The 17,316-nt window shown below is 57.2% G+C and carries 12 protein-coding genes and 1 pseudogene; 4 read left to right on the forward strand and 9 right to left on the reverse strand.

What is annotated here, in order from left to right; translation table 11 throughout:
• Nucleotides 1-3: 3 nt before the first annotated feature.
• From cysW to dibA, 5 genes are all read right to left on the reverse strand, one after another.
• Nucleotides 4-873, reverse strand: a complete 870-nt coding sequence (gene cysW / locus T3A99_RS15060; RefSeq protein WP_047230310.1) for a sulfate ABC transporter permease subunit CysW — start codon at nt 871-873, stop codon at nt 4-6.
• Nucleotides 874-885: 12 nt separating this feature from the next.
• Nucleotides 886-1,704: a sulfate ABC transporter permease subunit CysT gene (gene cysT, locus T3A99_RS15065; protein WP_322834520.1), complete on the reverse strand. Its 819-nt coding sequence runs from the start codon at nt 1,702-1,704 to the stop codon at nt 886-888.
• A gap of 213 nt (nt 1,705-1,917) precedes the next feature.
• A complete protein-coding gene (locus tag T3A99_RS15070; RefSeq protein WP_107321446.1) occupies nt 1,918-2,931 on the reverse strand; it encodes a sulfate ABC transporter substrate-binding protein in 1,014 nt (337 codons plus the stop codon).
• Nucleotides 2,932-2,981: 50 nt separating this feature from the next.
• The gene (gene oscA / locus T3A99_RS15075; RefSeq protein WP_047230313.1) at nt 2,982-3,164 is read right to left on the reverse strand and encodes a sulfur starvation response protein OscA; all 183 of its coding nucleotides are present in this window, start codon (nt 3,162-3,164) and stop codon (nt 2,982-2,984) included.
• 142 nt (nt 3,165-3,306) lie between these two features.
• Nucleotides 3,307-5,214 (reverse strand): phosphodiesterase DibA, encoded by a 1,908-nt coding sequence (dibA, locus tag T3A99_RS15080; RefSeq protein WP_173406330.1) that lies wholly within the window; start codon nt 5,212-5,214, stop codon nt 3,307-3,309.
• Between the two features lie 146 nt (nt 5,215-5,360).
• Here dibA and desA point away from each other — a divergent pair, with 146 nt between their 5' ends.
• Nucleotides 5,361-6,545 (forward strand): delta-9 fatty acid desaturase DesA, encoded by a 1,185-nt coding sequence (desA, locus tag T3A99_RS15085; protein ID WP_076383221.1) that lies wholly within the window; start codon nt 5,361-5,363, stop codon nt 6,543-6,545.
• A gap of 379 nt (nt 6,546-6,924) precedes the next feature.
• Here the strand turns inward: desA and T3A99_RS15090 are convergent.
• Nucleotides 6,925-7,764, reverse strand: a pseudogene (locus tag T3A99_RS15090) (serine/threonine-protein kinase); the annotation flags it as partial.
• Nucleotides 7,765-8,190: 426 nt separating this feature from the next.
• Between T3A99_RS15090 and T3A99_RS15095 the strand changes: the two are divergent.
• Complete coding sequence (locus T3A99_RS15095; protein WP_322834521.1) at nt 8,191-8,550, forward strand: DUF6124 family protein; 360 nt, start codon at nt 8,191-8,193, stop codon at nt 8,548-8,550.
• A 346-nt stretch (nt 8,551-8,896) separates the two neighbouring features.
• Here T3A99_RS15095 and T3A99_RS15100 read toward each other — a convergent pair whose 3' ends face one another.
• Nucleotides 8,897-12,961, reverse strand: a complete 4,065-nt coding sequence (locus T3A99_RS15100; protein WP_322834522.1) for a KAP family P-loop NTPase fold protein — start codon at nt 12,959-12,961, stop codon at nt 8,897-8,899.
• A 441-nt stretch (nt 12,962-13,402) separates the two neighbouring features.
• Here T3A99_RS15100 and T3A99_RS15105 point away from each other — a divergent pair, with 441 nt between their 5' ends.
• A complete protein-coding gene (locus T3A99_RS15105) occupies nt 13,403-14,101 on the forward strand; it encodes a hypothetical protein (RefSeq protein WP_047226735.1) in 699 nt (232 codons plus the stop codon).
• Nucleotides 14,098-15,006, forward strand: a complete 909-nt coding sequence (locus T3A99_RS15110; RefSeq protein ID WP_322834523.1) for a hypothetical protein — start codon at nt 14,098-14,100, stop codon at nt 15,004-15,006. Before T3A99_RS15105 ends, T3A99_RS15110 begins: the two co-directional genes overlap by 4 nt.
• A 181-nt stretch (nt 15,007-15,187) precedes the next feature.
• Here T3A99_RS15110 and trpA read toward each other — a convergent pair whose 3' ends face one another.
• A complete protein-coding gene (gene trpA / locus T3A99_RS15115) occupies nt 15,188-16,000 on the reverse strand; it encodes a tryptophan synthase subunit alpha (protein ID WP_047230074.1) in 813 nt (270 codons plus the stop codon).
• A complete protein-coding gene (trpB, locus tag T3A99_RS15120; protein WP_274090604.1) occupies nt 16,000-17,232 on the reverse strand; it encodes a tryptophan synthase subunit beta in 1,233 nt (410 codons plus the stop codon). The genes trpA and trpB overlap by 1 nt, the downstream gene beginning before the upstream one ends.
• Nucleotides 17,233-17,316: the final 84 nt, after the last annotated feature.

Consider the following 17,316-nt stretch of genomic DNA (forward strand, 5'->3'; position numbering starts at 1 on the left):
GACTTATTCCTCCGCGGCGCTGGCGCGCAGGCGGTTGATTCGGTTTTCGCTCCACTGCTTGAGCAGCAGGATCAAGAGCGCCAGGATCAGCAACAGGCTCGCCACAGCGAACGCGGCCACGTGGTTGTATTCGTTGTAGAGGATCTCGACGTGCAAAGGCAGGGTGTTGGTGACCCCGCGAATGTGCCCGGACACCACCGATACCGCGCCGAATTCGCCCATGGCCCGGGCGGTACACAGCACCACGCCATAGATCAGCCCCCACTTGATGTTCGGCACGGTGACATGCCAGAACATCTGCCAGCCATTGGCACCCAACAGCCGCGCGGCTTCTTCTTCCTGGGTGCCCTGCTCCTGCATCAGCGGGATCAGCTCACGGGCCACGAACGGCACGGTGACGAAGATCGTCGCCAGCACGATGCCCGGCAGCGCAAACACAATCTGGATGTCGTGATCCGACAGCCACGGCCCGAACAGGCCCTGGGCACCGAACATCAGCACATAGACCAGGCCGGCGATCACCGGCGACACCGAGAACGGCAGGTCGATCAGGGTCACCAGCATGCTCTTGCCACGGAATGAATATTTGCTCACGCACCACGCGGCGCTGACCCCGAACACCAGGTTCAGCGGCACCGAGATCAGCACCGCGATCACCGTGAGCTTGAGCGCCGACAGGGCATCGGGTTCGAAGATTGCGGCAAAGAACGCCCCCAGGCCCAGCTTCAGCCCCTGGGAGACTACGATGAACAGCGGCAGCAGCAGGAACAGCGCAAAGATCAACCAGCCAAGACCGATCAGGACTCGCCGCGATGTTGCACTGCCGCGGCGGGCGGCGTTGGTGGAGGCCGCGTAAATAGACGATTGGGACATGTTCGCGCCTCCTTATGGGGTTTCGATGCGCCGCTGCAGCAGGTTGATCAGCAGCAACAGGACGAAGGAAACCACCAGCATCAGCACGCCGATGGAGGTGGCGCCGGTGTAGTCGTATTGGTCGAGCTTGACCATGATCAGCAGCGGCAGGATCTCGGTTTTCATCGGCATGTTGCCGGCGATGAAAATCACTGACCCGTACTCACCCACGCCACGGGCAAAAGCCAGGGCGAAGCCGGTCAACCAGGCCGGCAACAACGCCGGCACAAGGACGTGGCGGAACACCTGCCACGGCTTGGCACCGAGACAGGCGGCGGCCTCTTCGACTTCACGGGGGATATCGGCCAGCACCGGCTGCACCGTGCGCACCACGAACGGCAGCGTCACGAAGGTCAGCGCCAGGGTGATGCCCAGCGGGGTGTAGGCGATTTTGAAACCCAGGTCGGTGGCGAACTGGCCGACCAGGCCGGTCGGCGCATACAACGCCGTTAGCGCGATACCGGCCACGGCGGTGGGCAGGGCGAACGGCAGATCGATCATTGCATCGATGATCTTGCGACCGGGGAAGGTGTAGCGCACCAGCACCCAGGCCAACAGCGTACCGATCACACCGTTGATGATCGCCGCGCACAGAGCAGTGCCGAAGCTGAGCTTCAAGGCCGCCAGCACCCGTGGCGCGGAGATGATCGCCCAGAACTCTTCCCAGGTAAGTTGGGCGGCATGTACGAACATTGCCGCCAGGGGTATGAGCACAATCAGACTGAGGTACACCAGGGTGTAGCCCAGCGTCAGCCCGAAGCCGGGTATGACGGGGGATATGCGACGCGACATAAAGGTCCTTGGTTGAGAACGCGCAAAAACTGTGGCGAGGGGATTTATCCCCGTTGGGCTGCGAAGCAGCCCCAAAGCAGCCGACTCAATTCACCTGAGCATAAAGACATGCCAGATTCAGGGCCGCTTCGCGCCCCAACGGGGATAAATCCCCTCGCCACAGATTCAGTGTCCGGCCTTAGCTTGTAATCAGCTCATTCAGGCCTGCCCAGCTTACTGCGCCTGATAGATCTGGTCGAAAATGCCGCCATCGTTGAAGAATTTCGGCTGGGCGGTTTTCCAGCCACCGAAGTCCTTGTCGATGGTCACCAGGTCCAATTTCGGGAACTGCCGGGAGTACTTGGCGGCCACGTCCTTGTCACGTGGACGATAGAAGTTTTTCGCGGCGATTTCCTGGCCGGCCGGGCTGTACAGGTGCTTGAGGTAGGCTTCGGCGATCTCCAGGTTGCCTTTTTTCTCGGCATTCTTGTCCACCACCGCCACCGGCGGCTCGGCGAGGATCGACAACGACGGCACGACGATGTCGAACTTGTCCGCGCCGCCGTCTTCTTTCAGCGCCAGGAAAGCTTCGTTTTCCCAGGCCAGCAACACGTCGCCCTGACCGTTGTTGACGAAGGTAATGGTCGAGCCACGGGCGCCGGTATCGAGGATCGGCACATGCTTGAACAGTGCTTGTACGTATTGCTTGGCCTTGGCTTCGTCACCACCGTTGGCCTTGAGGCCATAGGCCCAGGCGGCGAGGAAGTTCCAGCGAGCACCGCCGGAGGTCTTCGGGTTCGGGGTGATGACCGACACGTCATCCTTGATCAGATCGCCCCAGTCCTTGATGCCCTTGGGGTTGCCTTTACGCACCAGGAAAACGATGGTCGAGGTGTACGGTGTGCTGGCTTCCGGCAGGCGTGTTTGCCAATCCGCCGGCAGGGACTTGCCCAGCTTGGCGATTTCGTCGATGTCGCCAGCCAGAGCCAGGGTCACCACGTCAGCCCGCAGGCCATCGATCACCGCCCGACCCTGCTTGCCCGAGCCACCGTGAGATTGCTGGATCTTCACGCTATCGTCCGGGTGCGCTTTCTTCCAGAAACTGGCGAATTCGGCGTTGTAATCCTGGTACAGCTCGCGAGTCGGGTCGTAGGACACGTTAAGCAACTCGTAATCCTTGGCGACGGCGGAACCTGCAAAAACAGCGCTGGCCAAGACGGCCAAGGCATAACGGCGAATTGACGGCATGGTGAAAGCTCCTGGAATTCCGGTTTTTTATGTTTGTGAAGTGTTGGTCTTCAACCCGGTTTGTGGCTCGGCTGCTGCAACCGGAATTTTTCCTTGCGCTCGATCTGGACGACTTGCGCGTTGTGCACGGTGATTTCCACCGCGCCAAAACGAAGGTCCCGCAAGGCATTGAGGATCTCGCGCAACAAAGTTGCTTCGTCCTGACCGTCAACGCTGCGTAGAGATGCGCTCATGCTATTGCTCCTTGAATGCCTGGAAGTGGGCGGCACCGTTTGTGGCGTAGGAGCAATACTAGATAGGCTTAGATATTCTTAAAAAGACTATTTAAGAATTTTTATATAACCAAAAACACAAGCAGCCGATGTGCAAAGGCAATTAATTGATTGCGGGCGCGCGATCCCAATCCAGCTGGTGCGCGGCAACGGGTCGCCCGAACCAGTAGCCCTGCCCCATCCCACAGGCATGTTCCAACAGGAACGCTGCCTGCTCGCGCTGCTCGATGCCTTCGGCTTGCACTTGCATACCCATGCTGCGGGCCAGGGCGATGATTACCCGGACAATCGCTGCGTCGTCCTCATCCCACGGCAACCCGGCCACAAAGCCCTGATCAATCTTGAGCTTCTGGACAGGCAGGCGTTTGAGTCGCAGCAACGACGAATAACCGGTACCAAAATCATCGATAGCCAGTCGCACCCCCAATTCCCGCAGACGGTGCATTTGCTCCAGGGCCACTTCCGGATCGTCCATCACCGCGCTTTCGGTCACTTCCAACTCCAGACAGGCCGGGTCCAGGCCTGAAACGTGCAGCACCCGCGCGACCTGTTCGTACAACTCGCGACGGGCGAACAGCCGACTGGAAACGTTGACCGCGACAAACGATAACGCCACCCCAGCCTCCTGCCATTGACGCATCTGTCGACAGGCCTGCTCCATGACCCAGGCATCGATTTGGGCGATCAGCCCGGTGCGCTCGGCGATGGGAATGAACTCGGCCGGCGAAACCAGCCCGCGCTCGGGATGCTCCCAGCGCACCAAAGCCTCGACACCGATCAGGCGGCTGGTCGCCAGATCGTGTACCGGCTGGTAATGAACCCGCAGCTCCTGCTGCTGGAGCGCGCGTCGCAGTTCGAAGGCGATCTCGACCCGTTGTTGGGCATGAGCGGTGAGTTCTTCGGTATACAGGGCGTAGCCATCGCGCCCGGCACTCTTAGCCTTGAACAACGCGGAGTCGGCATTGCGCAGCAGTTGCCCCGCGCTGAGGGCATCCCCGGGAAACAGGCTGATGCCCACGCTGGCATTGATGAACAAGAGCTGGTTTTCGAGGCGCAACGGTTCTTTCAGGGCATCGATAATGCGCTGGGCCAGCACCGCCGCCTGCGCCGGCTGCGAGCAATTTTCCACCAGCACCGCAAACTCGTCGCCCCCCAGCCGGGCCAGGGTCACGCCGGGCGCAAACAACCCCCGGAATCGCTCCGCCACGCTTTTGAGCAATTGATCGCCAACGTGATGCCCCAGGCTGTCGTTGATGTTCTTGAAATGGTCCAGGTCCACCAGCAACAAGGCGCAGCCGCGTTTGTGCAACTGCGACGACGCCAGCGCCTGCTCGGCGCGATCAGAAAACAGCAGGCGATTGGGCAGACCGGTCAGCGGATCGTGGTGGGCTAGGTACGCCAGTTCGTGCTCCGAATCCTTGATCGCGCTGATGTCCGAAAACACCGCGACGTAATGGCTGACCTGACCGTTATCGTCGCGAACGACGCGGATCGTTTGCCATTGCGGGTAGATCTCACCGCTTTTACGTCGGTTCCAGATCTCGCCGCTCCACTCGCCACGGCTGCCCAGGGACGCAAACATCTCCTGGTAGAAATCCGCCCCATGACGGCCAGACTTGAACAGGTTGGGCCGCCGGCCCAACACCTCATCCCGGGCATACCCTGTAATCGTCATGAAGGCGCGATTGACGTGCACGATCAGGCCGTTCGGGTCCGTCACCAACACCCCTTCGCGCGTGCAATCGAAGACGGCGGCGGCCTGGCGCAAACGTTCGCCGTCGGCACGGTGTTCACCTTTTCCGAAAAGCCGGGATATCCGCACACCCGCCAGGAAAACCAATCCGGCGCTGACCAGGACCCAGGCATATCCGTTGATCAACTGCCAGCGAAGCTGATCGGCAGATTGATCGAAAAAGCTGCTCAATAAATAACCAACCAGCTGCAGCCAGACGACCGACAGCACGAGATAAAGCAGCGCTCCACGCATGGCGCTGCGGTGATAGACGGTCATTCGGCGATCCATGTCCCCACAAAGAGGTGGGAATTATAGAGTAAGAAACATCCTGCCACTGTTATCTGAAAGGCCGACTGGTTTTATCTGTGCGGCAGGTGATAATGCAACGGCTGTTTCTATCTTTATCGAGGGCCCTATAGCCTATGTGGTACGAAGGTTTTCTTGGCTTGTCGCCCTGGTCACTGGTGGCAGTCACCCTGCTGATGACCCATGTCACGATCATTGGCGTCACGGTCTACCTGCACCGTTATTCGGCTCATCGCTCCCTGGAGCTCAACGCCGGCCTCAAACATTTCTTCCGCTTCTGGCTGTGGTTGACCACGGCGCAGAACACCCGCGAGTGGACCGCTATCCACCGCAAGCACCACGCCAAATGCGAAACCGTCGATGATCCCCACAGCCCGGTGATCAAAGGCCTGTCCACCGTGCTGCGCAAAGGCGCCGAACTCTATCGCGCCGAAGCGGAAAACCCCGAAACCCTGCGCATCTACGGCAAGAACTGCCCTGATGACTGGATCGAGCGCAACCTCTACAGCCGCTTCCCACTCATGGGTGTGGCGATCATGGGCGTCATCGACCTGCTGCTGTTCGGCACCATCGGCATCACCATCTGGGCCATCCAGATGATGTGGATTCCGGTCTGGGCTGCCGGCGTGGTCAATGGCCTGGGTCATGCCGTGGGCTACCGCAACTTCGAATGCCGCGACGCGGCGACCAACCTGGTGCCCTGGGGCATCCTGATCGGTGGCGAAGAACTGCACAACAATCACCATACCTACCCCAATTCGGCCAAGCTGTCGGTACGCAAATGGGAGTTCGACCTGGGCTGGGCCTGGATCCAGGTATTCAGTTTCCTGCGCCTGGCCAAGGTCCAGCGCGTCGCGCCGATCGCCCACCGTGTCGAGGGCAAGGGGCATCTGGACATGGACACCGCCATGGCGATCCTCAACAACCGTTTCCAGATCATGGCCCAGTACCGCAGGCTGGTCATTGCGCCACTGGTCAAGCAGGAACTGGAAAAGGTCGATCACTCGGTCCGCCACCAATTCCACCGGGCCAAACGCCTGTTATCGCGGGAAACCAGCCTGCTGGATGAGCGTCACCACGCGCGCATCCAGAGCATGCTGGAACACAGTCAGGCGTTGAAGGTGATCTACGAAAAACGCCTGGCCTTGCAGCAGATCTGGGCCAAGACCAGCAGCAACGGCCACGACATGCTCGCGGCCATCAAGGAATGGATCCACGAAGCCGAGGCCAGCGGCATCCAGTCCCTGCGCGACTTCGCTGACCAGCTCAAGACCTACTCGCTGCGGCCTGCAACGGCCTGATAAGCAACCCCGCCAGCCGGCGGAATGCTGTTCACTTAAAAAGATGGCGCTTCTCCTTGAGTGGGGAAGCGCCTTTTTTTGGGGGCCTTGTGATTGAGCAGACGTCGCACATTGGCATAGCTGCCGGGACAGCCATAAATGAATGATCCGTTCACAGGGTCAGACGCGAGGCACTCGTGGTTCGGGTTAACGACCACGATATTCTTTTAATACGCGAGCATGCCTAGCGGGACGGAATGGCCCGCAGGTCGTCGGCGATAAAGCGGCTCAGTTGGCCGGTGTAGAAGCCTTCGACATCCGAGTTACCTCTGTTGGTCAGAGCGCCCACCATGCTTCTCATGTTCTGAAATTGCCCGATCGCGCAATGCTCGCAACCAGTTCACCACCAGGACGACTCAGCACCCAAGGCGTCACGCAACTGCGCCGCAGTAATGCGGCGCTGTCCCGGATCAAACGTCAGCGCCAAGCGCAACGCCGCCCAGCAACGCCTGGGCAAATTGCGCGGAGCTTTGAGTTCGCCCTCCATGCGGGCGTCTCGAGCTTGGGTTGAAGGTAAACGGCGGAACGGGTGTTTGCCGCTCGCCAGCTCATACAGTAAGCAAGCCACCCCATAGGCATCGGCCCCCGCTGACAACGGTGCGCCGTCAAGCAACTCAGGGGCGGCGTAGCTCGGGGTCCAGGCGTTGAGGCGGTCTCGACTCAGGTTTGGCAGGCTCTTCAAAGGCCCTTCTTGCGCCAGGCCCAAGCCGAAATCGAACAAACGCACCCCCTCCTCGCTGAGCATGACGTTGCTCGGCTTCATGTCCCCGTGCAGCACGCCCCGGCTGTGGGCATACGCCAAGGCGTCGAGCAGCGGCGCGGCGATGGCTTGCAGTTCATGCCAGGGCAAACCCAGCGGCCGCTCGCAAAGCAGTTTGTCCAAGGTCAAGCCGCGCATCAGTTCCATGGTGATAAAAGCCCGTCGATGGTCAGCGTCCACTTCGAAGGTGTATGGACGCAACACGTTCGGGTGATGCAATCGTCTGCTCAGGGCGAACTCACTGTAGAGCAGCGCGCTCGCGTCAGGCGAGCCATCGAATTGCTCACTGAGCATTTTCAACGCAACGTATGGATCGGGATCACCGTATTGTTCGTGTAGCAGGTCCCGTACGCGATACACGACCCCCATGCCTCCTGCTCCGAACAGGCGTTCTAGGCGATAGCAACCTGCGAGTATTTGCGATAGTCGCTGATACGACGCCCGCCCGATGCCATCGAAGCAGACGCATTGGCGAAGGCGGAATTCGTGGCATGGCTACCCGCCCCACCTATTTAGCACCCCTTTTCCATCAAGCTACGCATCCTTGCGCCTTTGCCTACAACTACGCCAGAATCCACCCGCTTGTGCGCCTTGCCCATGGGTTCTATCGTTTCCCTGCCACTGCCCATCAGTGGTCGGGTTTAGTAGCCCTGGTTGGAAATACATAATGGTTGCATGAGTCTCATCAGTCAGGCGTAGCCTGCATTTGATGGTGGCTGTGCGCATGGCGCCTTCGGGCGCGCCGGGCTTTTATGTATTTTCCACCGGTCTACTAACTTGCGCACAGCTGCCACCCCCTTCGTTTAGTAGCGAGATGGTTGCGGCCTACTAGAAGGAAAAATGCATATGTTCAAGATAACTCCGAACCCTCCAGAAACAGACGCAACCTCTACTCATTCCAGTAGCAAAAATAAAAAGCACGACGAAGCCGCCAAACGCGCCTTGGATCACTACCTGCTACCGAAACCGGAAAAGTCCGAAGATGCATCCAAACCGGGCCAGTTGTTCACCGTGGCAAAAAACGCCGACAACGAATGCCTGCTCGCCAACCTCAGCGAAAACCTGGCATCCGCCGACGCGATGATCAGCAATCTGGCTTTCGACCTCGAAGGCCCCCGCCGCCACATCGCCCTCGGCGTCCAGCAACTGATCGAACTGAGTTCATTGCTGGCGAACCGGGTGCTGGATAACGTCGATCCGCGATAACAACCCATCCGACATCAAACCCGACGTCTTGCGTCGGGTTTGACGTATTTGCATCTGACCGCAGCTTTCCTAGCGAGCCTGTTTCATCTCATCACTGGGCTGCGCTTTCGTTTCGCTGCATCACCTACAGAAACATAGCAAAACGGCCCAAGTACTAACGGCTGTCGATCCTCGCCTACTATCGGCCATGCGCTACCATTCGTGACCGGCAGCAATCGGCTAATAGCGGCCATTCACGAAAGGCTGCTCTCGGCCCCAAAACGCTGTTCAATTGGGCGTACAAGTATTGAGGAATCATCTCCCGGCGGTTATCGGCTAATCCACAAGCGAATGCATAGACAGCACATCATTCATCGACCATTTTTTCGAATTTTTTCATATGACGCGCTCCAAAAATCGCACTGAGAATATCAAACTCGTCTTTATGAAGTGACTTAGGCTTAAAGTTTTTCAACGCTGCCTGACTAACAAGCTTATTGCTCGCTTCGGCAATACGACCTTTTGCTGAATTGGTGACGGCAACCGAGAACACGTCCATCAAACGAACTGCCATTTCAGACTTGAGATCTTGAGAGTTAAGTACGCTTATGACAATTGTGAAATCGTCGAATACCGCCTTGATTGTCTGCTCTGCATTAGCGAGCGAACTAATTTTTGGAATCATTGATAGAAAAAATGGCGCACCTAGTTCTTTGAACCTCTCAATTGCATAGGCCCACAACCGCCGCCTGTGAATATCCTCCAGAGCATCTTCTTCCAGCACTTCCGCCATTAGTTTTTGTCCTTTGTCCTCTTGAGACTGGAGCCACATACGGATTGCCAAATCAGGTTGCTCTTCACTTCCTTGAGGCCCTTGCTGTAGAAGCCGTACGAGAACCTCATTCGGAGCAGGGCCATTCTTATTGGCAGCGATGAATTTCCAAGCTTTTTGTAGCGTCTCTAGGTGATCGGAATTTGCCCATTCTATGGGTGATGTTAGATTGGCAGCTTGCTCAGGAGTTAGCTCGCAATACCCCTGCTCGAAAGAGCTCAATGAGACGCTTGGATTAGCTGACCAGGCTGAACAACTGGCAGCAATTAATTTCTTGCGCCCCTCGAGCCCTACCAAGTCCCGCCGGACCATCTCGTGCATAGAAAGTAAAACCCCTTGTCTCGTATGCGCTGGATAAGTCACTGCAAAAGTGCCAGCCTCATCGAAGATAACTTGAGGGTCGTAACCTGGAAGGTTATCTGACTTCACTGGCCAGTATTGAGCTAGGCAGAAATGCATCCATGAAAAGTAGCCTGGATAACTTTTTCCCTGAACAAAGAGCTGCTGAAGGTAAGGACCTAAAATGCTCGGCGATGCGAATTTTAAGAGAGGAACGCTTGGCTGTAGTAGAGATTTAATGACTGCCTCAGTGCTCACTTGGGCCGCGAGATGCTGAATGAGACTATCTACATAGCTATGCAGCGGCCCGGCTTTCCAAGCCGATGGCGGTGTATTAAGAATAAATACTTTGTATCTTTCCAAAGCGGAATCAACTGCAGCGGCGCTTGTGAGAAAGGCAGAGAGAGGGGCGGCGACTGCGGTCTTAGTAGGATCAGTCAATGTGTCGAATTGAGCTGCCACCAGTTTGACGCAATCGATGGGAAGGCTTACGAAAAGCTGCGGTACCCATCCACCAATGATTCGCATGAAGTCCGTTTCGTCATTTTTTCGTAACGCAGACAGTAACGCGCACGCTTGTTCAGTCAGGAAATCGTTTTTAGCCCACATATCAGCTAAGTCGGCAGTGGCTGCTACAGTTTCTGCATCCAGAGCATCTACTCGTTCGTGAACAAACTTTAACAGGCTTGATGCTGCGATCTCATGCTCCATCGTAGACTCTTCATCATCGAAATCCTTCGACAGTCTTGCGACGAAATCACTGACGAACTGACAAATATCGTCATCGTCCGCGTGCTGAATGTTGCTTTGAGCAACCTCCCACGCCATGCGCACAGCCGACGAACCGGAAAGAGATACATAGCGTGCCAAGGGAGCCCAAAGTAGGGGCCTTGACTCGGTGCCCTGATCCATCATTTGATCAAATATTTTGCGTGCTCGAGTAACGCTGGGAAGCATATCGAATTGAGAAGTCTTACTGCTCTCTAGCTCTTCTGCGAGCGCATTTATATAATTAAGGCCTAAGGCTGAAGATAGATTGTCGCCGTAATCCTCTAGCCATTGCTCCAGTTCTTTAAAGGAAAGTTGCGTGTGTTTATTGCCAATTGAGATATTCCGATTGAGCAACCAACTGAGCAGTTGTTCGTCTGCTCTTCGCTCTAAGCTGATGCTCGCACGCACGGTTAGAATCATCGGGACTGCCATGCGAACCATATCGACGGCTTCATCAAGACTAGGCGGTTCCATGGTCTCGCGCAGAAGCTTCACTGCTTCGGAACCGCCCAGTACATCACCAACAAGGCGAGACGCGATAACACGCTGGTCGTCAGTAACGGCAGATCGCAGAATCTTCCCGATTTTCTCTATCCCGAGCTGCGAGCGTAGATCCAGAGAATCCCCAATTTCACGACAGAGCATACTGATTAGCTGGTAAGCCGGTGGTTCGGGCAAACGTTCTACTAAGTCAGCTACAACCCGTGATGCACGCGCTCTAAGCGCAGGTAGCTCCTGCCGAAGGTCTTCAAACATCTGAAAAAGCGCTCGAGCTTCGCTTTCGTGAAGAAGAGCGTTGTCACTATGCCTTGCGAACCCCTCCAAGACACCTTGAGTATTTCCGGAAACAAAATCACCGTAAATTGGCGCTATTTTTGGTCCTAAACGACGAGTAACAGGGTCCTCGGAAAGCAAAAGCAGGCTTTGTAGCGAAGGCGGCCATCTTAAACCGTCCAAGCTTGCAACAAATTGCCGGAGTGGTCGATGTTCAGCCTTGAGAACGAACTCGCCGTCAGTTGTGAGCTTGAAATAGCGTTCCTTTAGACGGTCCTGCGTTTGCAGGGGTTGATCATCTAAGTTCAGCTTACGAATAACGACATCAGTGAAGCGCTGCAAAAATAAGGGATCTTCTTGAAGGTCGCGGTAAAAGTCAGGAAAACTTACCTTCATCGCACATAGTGCTCCAAGTGAAATAGGGTGCGATGTGACAGCTCCTTCGTGCAATCCACCAGGCTTGTTCGTACCGATTCCTTCTGCCTCCCTCTTTTGAGCCACCCACCAGGCTTGAGCAAAAGCATTCACGATTTGAAGCGCGTTTCTCGGATCTTGGACGCTGACATGAATCATTCGATCAATAATCGGAGCCATATGGATACCACGGGCATTAAAATCCGCCGTGACGCTGGTCAGCTTAGCCAAATGAGCACGGGCGAATTCGCGCATGTCATGCCGAGGGGGCGGTGGTATCTCCAAGCGAAACTGGAAGATCCTATCCAGATATCTACGCGCATCGTTGTGGGTAACCACTGAACCAGGAAGCTCGCTATTCCTCCGACCTCGAGCAAGAGCGTCAGCTACCTTTGCCTCGTCACAAGAAATAACAAAAACCAAGCCAATGCCCTTTGGCAGACGACTAGCAGGTATCTCCATGAACGTGCGTACAGCATCCAGGCCAAGTACCATTTCCTCGGATGAAAGACGGTCCAAATCATCAACAAAGACCACCAACCTTTCACACGTTTTCCCAGAGCGACCCTCTAGGGATTGACAGTCACCAGATTTGTAACTCCGAATTTGATCGAGGAGCAGATCCTCGTATTGTTCAGACGTGGTATTTGGAAGCTCTACTCGCGTGACAGGCGTCGACGAAGCAACTGCAGGTGGTTTTATATTTTTTAAAAGATATGTGTATGCCCACGTGACACATAAAACGACGACGCTTTTCAGAAATTCGCTTTGAACATTCAATCCGATCAACGTCAGCCAGCAAATACCAAACAATAGGGCCATAGCAGATATAAGTGCGGGTACTGGCAGTGCCCATGCCCTGAGCGTCTCCAGTGTAATTTCTAACCAACACTTAGGTTTTTGCGTTGTCTCGCTAATCTGTCGAAACAGCTTGTCGTGTAAGTGATCCTCTTTGCCACCGAGCTCTAGGAACACGTGACGCAACAAAGCACGCTTGATGTCTTGATCGTGCCCACCAAATCGCCAGGCGTTGAAAGTGATGCAATGGAATCGATCCTTTCTCAACCTCCCTTCTTGCTTGGTTGCGTCGTTTTTCAAATGGTTTGTGTATAGCTCCTTGATGCTACTTTTGCCGGTCCCCCAACCACCGAGGAGACCTATGCTAAACGGAGGAGATAGTTCCTTTGATTCGATCAGGCTTTGTAGGCCCTCAGCGAAATGCCTGTGGCCAAACGCATCTTGATCGGCACCTGAAATTTCACGATCCAGAATGGCGGGCATGACTTTTTTGTCGGTGGGCATCAATCAATCCTTCGGCCGATGGCATTTAGCTACACATACTGTAGACACTTCGATAAGGCTGCAACAGTAATCCCCGCTCAATAGGGCTCCACAGGCCGCGAACGTAGCCAGCATCCTTGTCTTTTTAAGATTCCAAATGAAAGAAATCGGATTGCCCTCTACGGCCAATTGCGGTCTCTCATGAGCGGAAGCGATCAACCGATTTAGCCGGAAGCAACCAATTGCGAACGACCGCTTCTGGCCGGTAGCTGCCCATCGGAATGAACCGCACAAGCCCGGATTCCCCATAGATCCACGCCGATAACCTCCACGCGGCTTCAAATTTGCCAGTTCCCTCCCGAGCGCCCTGTAATTCAGCAGAAAAATATCAATCTGCCACTATTGTTCCGCCCGATCCTGCCGACACAGACAGCATCGTTTTTAATCATAGGGACTTGATGCATGTCTTTTCACACCTTCCGCACCCTCGCTGCACTGACGTTACTCGCCTGCCTCACGCTCACCGGTTGCGCCCATGTTCAACCGCCAGTACCACTGGATCATCAATTCTGGGACGCCAAGGAGCCTACTATCGGCGTGGCGATTACCGTGGTGCCGGAGCCTGTGCTGGCGCTGACCGGCAACCAGGGTCTTCTGGATTTGGCTATCAACAAGGGCGTTAACAGCACGCTCAGCGACAATGTCGAGAAATGGCAAGTCAAGGACCTCAACACGCTGCCGGACGCCATTGTCGCCAAGTTGCAGGCCAAGGGTTACAAGGCCAAACGAATCGACGAGCCGGTGGATTTGAAGGTCTATAAGGAAGTCAGTTTCCGCGAAGGCTACACGGTCCGCGACCTGACGCCGCTCAAGGCGACTTACGGGGTGGATCGCCTGTTGTTGGTCAACATTCTGGCTACCGGCGCCACTCGCAGCTATTACAGCGTCGTGCCGACCAGCGTGCCGATGGCGCAGGTGGGCGGGCAAGGCATGGTGGTTGATCTGGCCGACAACAAGTTGCTGTGGTTCAAACCTTTTGCTGTCGTGCAGGCCGCTCAGGGTGAGTGGGACGAGCCTAACTACGCCAATCTGACCAACGCCTTCTACCAGGCGATGGATACCAGCCGCCAGCAAATGATCACCCCGTTCGAACAACAATGAAACGGGCGCTGTTAGCGGCCGGCACGCTGGTCCTGCTGGTGCTGGCCGGTTGCGCGCAGAAGCCTGCGCCGCCGGCCGGTTTCAAGTCGCAAGAGGCGGTGACTTACGTCCAGGCCCATGGGGTCAAGGTGGATGTACAACTGCCGCCGGCGTTCGTGGGGGCCAGCACTGTGGTCGACGCCAAGGCCGCGCAGCAGGCCGCGTCGTCGAGCCATAATCTGATCGCCAGTTCCGGCAACACCGCCGGTCTTGCCGGTTTGCTGGTCGCCAGCCTGATCAATACCCAGATGGGCAGCGGCAGCTTGCAGCGGGATGCGGAAAACGCTGCCGCCAAGGAGTCGCGCCCGCTGGCCGATCTGTTGGCGGGCGTGCCGTTGCAGGAACGTCTGCAACAGCGTTTCCAGCAGGCTTCGCTGGCAGCCGGCCTCAAGCAGGGAGCGGGGCCCGTGACTGCGCGCCTGCTGGTGGAACCTAAACTGATGCTCACTCCCGATCGCGGCAGTTTCGTGCTGATCAATCAGGTGCAGGTCCAGGATATTGCCGGTTCGGCGCTGTACCGCATGCGCATCGAAGTCACCAGCCAGCCGATTCGGCGTTGCGGCAGCCGCTGCATTGATGATGGCAGCCTGGATCTGACGCAAGTCACGGCGGTGCTGGACGAGTGCATCGACGAATCGATGCGCGTGCTGACCACTGACCTGATGCTGCCGACCCCACCGCCAGCCGCCCAGGAAACCTTGCGTTATGTGCTCGATGGTCAGCGCGTGGTCGAGCGCGGTTATCAACTGGCTCACAACGGCAGTTACTGGCGTTATCGCAACCTCTACGGCGCGGTGAAATCAGTGCCGGTGCCGTTCGAGGATGCGCTGACAGAGGCGCAATTGCAGAAGGTATACGGGCGTTAATCTGGGTTGCGCCACCGAGCGGGGATAAATCCCCCGCCCAACCAACAGGCGGCCATCGCGAGCAGGCTCGCTCCCACATTGGCGGTTTGGGGCCTTCGACGTTCGGGACAAAGCCATAAAAAAAGGGCATCCGACTCAATCGGCATGCCCTTTTTTTCTACCGGCAGACTCAATCAGGCAATCAGCTAATCCGCGCCTTACGCACCCCATCAGCCAAGGCAGCACATAGGCTCAACACCCCATCGATCGCCTGCTCCGGCGTCTCAGCGCTGGCGATATGGTCGATCAGGGCCGAACCGACCACAACCCCGTCGGCCAACCGTGCGATGGCCGCAGCTTGTTCCGGCGTGCGAATGCCGAAACCAATGCTGATCGGCAGATCGGTGTGACGACGCAGGCGCGTCACGGCTTCTTCCACATGTTCCAGCGTCGCGGCGCCGGCGCCGGTCACGCCGGCCACCGAGACGTAATACACAAAGCCAGAACTGCCGTTGAGCACGGTCGGCAAACGCACGTCATCGGTGGTCGGCGTGGTCAGGCGAATGAAGTCCAGACCGGCGGCCTGGGCCGGCTCGCACAGCTCACTGTTGTGCTCAGGTGGCATGTCCACCACGATCAGCCCGTCCACGCCAGAGTCCAGCGCTTCGCCAATGAAACGCTGCACGCCGTAGCGATGGATCGGATTGAAGTAGCCCATCAGCACCAGCGGCGTATCGCTATTGTCTTCACGGAACTCGCGAACCATCTGCAGGGTTTTCGCCAGATTCTGCTGTGCGCCCAAGGCGCGGATGTTCGCCAACTGGATCGCCGGACCGTCGGCCATCGGGTCGGTGAACGGCATGCCCAGCTCAATCACGTCAGCACCCGCCGCCGGCAGGCCCTTGAGGATCGCCAGCGAGGTGTCGTAGTCCGGGTCGCCAGCGGTCACGAAAGTCACCAGGGCGGCGCGGTTCTGTTCTTTGAGTTCGGCAAAGCGAGTTTGCAGGCGGCTCATCAGTGTTTCTCCTGCTGGGACTGTTCCATGTGGTGCATTACGGTTTGCATGTCTTTGTCGCCACGGCCGGACAGGTTGACCACCATCAGGTGATCCTTGGGCAGGTTCGGGGCACGCTTGAACACTTCAGCCAGGGCGTGGGCGCTTTCCAGGGCAGGAATGATTCCCTCTAGGCGACAGCATTTGTGAAAGGCTTCCAGGGCTTCGGCGTCGGTGACCGAGGTGTACTGGACACGGCCAATGTCGTGCAACCAGGCGTGTTCAGGGCCAATACCCGGGTAATCGAGGCCAGCGGAAATCGAATGGGCATCGATGATCTGGCCGTCGTCGTCCTGCAACAGGAAAGTACGGTTGCCGTGCAATACACCGGGGACACCGCCGTTCAGGCTGGCAGCATGCTTGCCGGTCTCGATACCGTAGCCGGCGGCTTCGACGCCGATGATTTCCACGCTCTTGTCGTCCAGGAACGGATGGAACAGGCCCATGGCGTTGGAACCGCCGCCGATGCACGCCACCAGGCTGTCGGGCAAACGACCTTCCTGGGCTTGCAACTGATCGCGGGTTTCCTTGCCAATCACTGCCTGGAAGTCGCGGACCATGGCCGGGTACGGGTGCGGGCCGGCCACGGTGCCGATCAGGTAGAACGTGCTGTCAACGTTGGTCACCCAGTCGCGCAGCGCCTCGTTCATAGCATCCTTGAGCGTACCGGTGCCGGCGACCACCGGGATGACTTCGGCACCGAGCAGCTTCATGCGGAACACGTTGGCCTGCTGGCGCTCGATGTCGGTGGTCCCCATGTAGATCACGCAATCCAGACCGAAACGTGCGGCCACGGTCGCCGTGGCCACGCCGTGCATGCCGGCGCCGGTCTCGGCAATGATGCGTTTCTTGCCCATGCGCCGCGCCAGCAGGATTTGGCCGATGCAGTTGTTGATCTTGTGCGCGCCAGTGTGGTTCAGCTCTTCGCGCTTGAGGTAGATCTTGGCGCCGCCGCAGTATTCGGTCAGGCGCTCAGCGAAATACAGCGGGCTTGGGCGTCCGACGTAGTCACGCTGGAAGTAGGCCAGTTCTTCAATGAACGCCGGATCTTCCTTCGCCGCTTCGTATTCGCGGGCCAGATCGAGGATCAGCGGCATCAGGGTTTCGGCCACATAACGACCGCCGAATGCACCGAACAGACCGTTGGCGTCCGGGCCACTGCGCAGGTTGAAAGGGGTTATAGGCTGGGTCATCGGGCGCTCCAGGCGAATGCGTAGAAAGACAATGAGGTTCACTCTACCCCTGACATCTCGCGCTGAAAACCGATAAGATCGCTG

The organism is Pseudomonas sp. N-137, assembly GCF_034555295.1.
Taxonomy (GTDB): Bacteria; Pseudomonadota; Gammaproteobacteria; order Pseudomonadales; family Pseudomonadaceae; genus Aquipseudomonas; species Aquipseudomonas rhizophila.

Bases quoted from the DNA above. Each gene is read 5' to 3' on its own strand.
- dibA (WP_173406330.1), bottom strand. From the start codon at position 5,214: ATGACCGTCTATCACCGCAGCGCCATGCGTGGAGCGCTGCTTTATCTC.
- trpA (WP_047230074.1), bottom strand. From the start codon at position 16,000: ATGAGCCGCCTGCAAACTCGCTTTGCCGAACTCAAAGAACAGAACCGC.
- T3A99_RS15095 (WP_322834521.1), top strand. From the start codon at position 8,191: ATGTTCAAGATAACTCCGAACCCTCCAGAAACAGACGCAACCTCTACT.
- desA (WP_076383221.1), top strand. From the start codon at position 5,361: ATGTGGTACGAAGGTTTTCTTGGCTTGTCGCCCTGGTCACTGGTGGCA.
- cysW (WP_047230310.1), bottom strand. From the start codon at position 873: ATGTCCCAATCGTCTATTTACGCGGCCTCCACCAACGCCGCCCGCCGC.
- oscA (WP_047230313.1), bottom strand. From the start codon at position 3,164: ATGAGCGCATCTCTACGCAGCGTTGACGGTCAGGACGAAGCAACTTTG.
- T3A99_RS15105 (WP_047226735.1), top strand. From the start codon at position 13,403: ATGTCTTTTCACACCTTCCGCACCCTCGCTGCACTGACGTTACTCGCC.
- T3A99_RS15100 (WP_322834522.1), bottom strand. From the start codon at position 12,961: ATGCCCACCGACAAAAAAGTCATGCCCGCCATTCTGGATCGTGAAATT.
- cysT (WP_322834520.1), bottom strand. From the start codon at position 1,704: ATGTCGCGTCGCATATCCCCCGTCATACCCGGCTTCGGGCTGACGCTG.
- T3A99_RS15070 (WP_107321446.1), bottom strand. From the start codon at position 2,931: ATGCCGTCAATTCGCCGTTATGCCTTGGCCGTCTTGGCCAGCGCTGTT.
- trpB (WP_274090604.1), bottom strand. From the start codon at position 17,232: ATGACCCAGCCTATAACCCCTTTCAACCTGCGCAGTGGCCCGGACGCC.
- T3A99_RS15110 (WP_322834523.1), top strand. From the start codon at position 14,098: ATGAAACGGGCGCTGTTAGCGGCCGGCACGCTGGTCCTGCTGGTGCTG.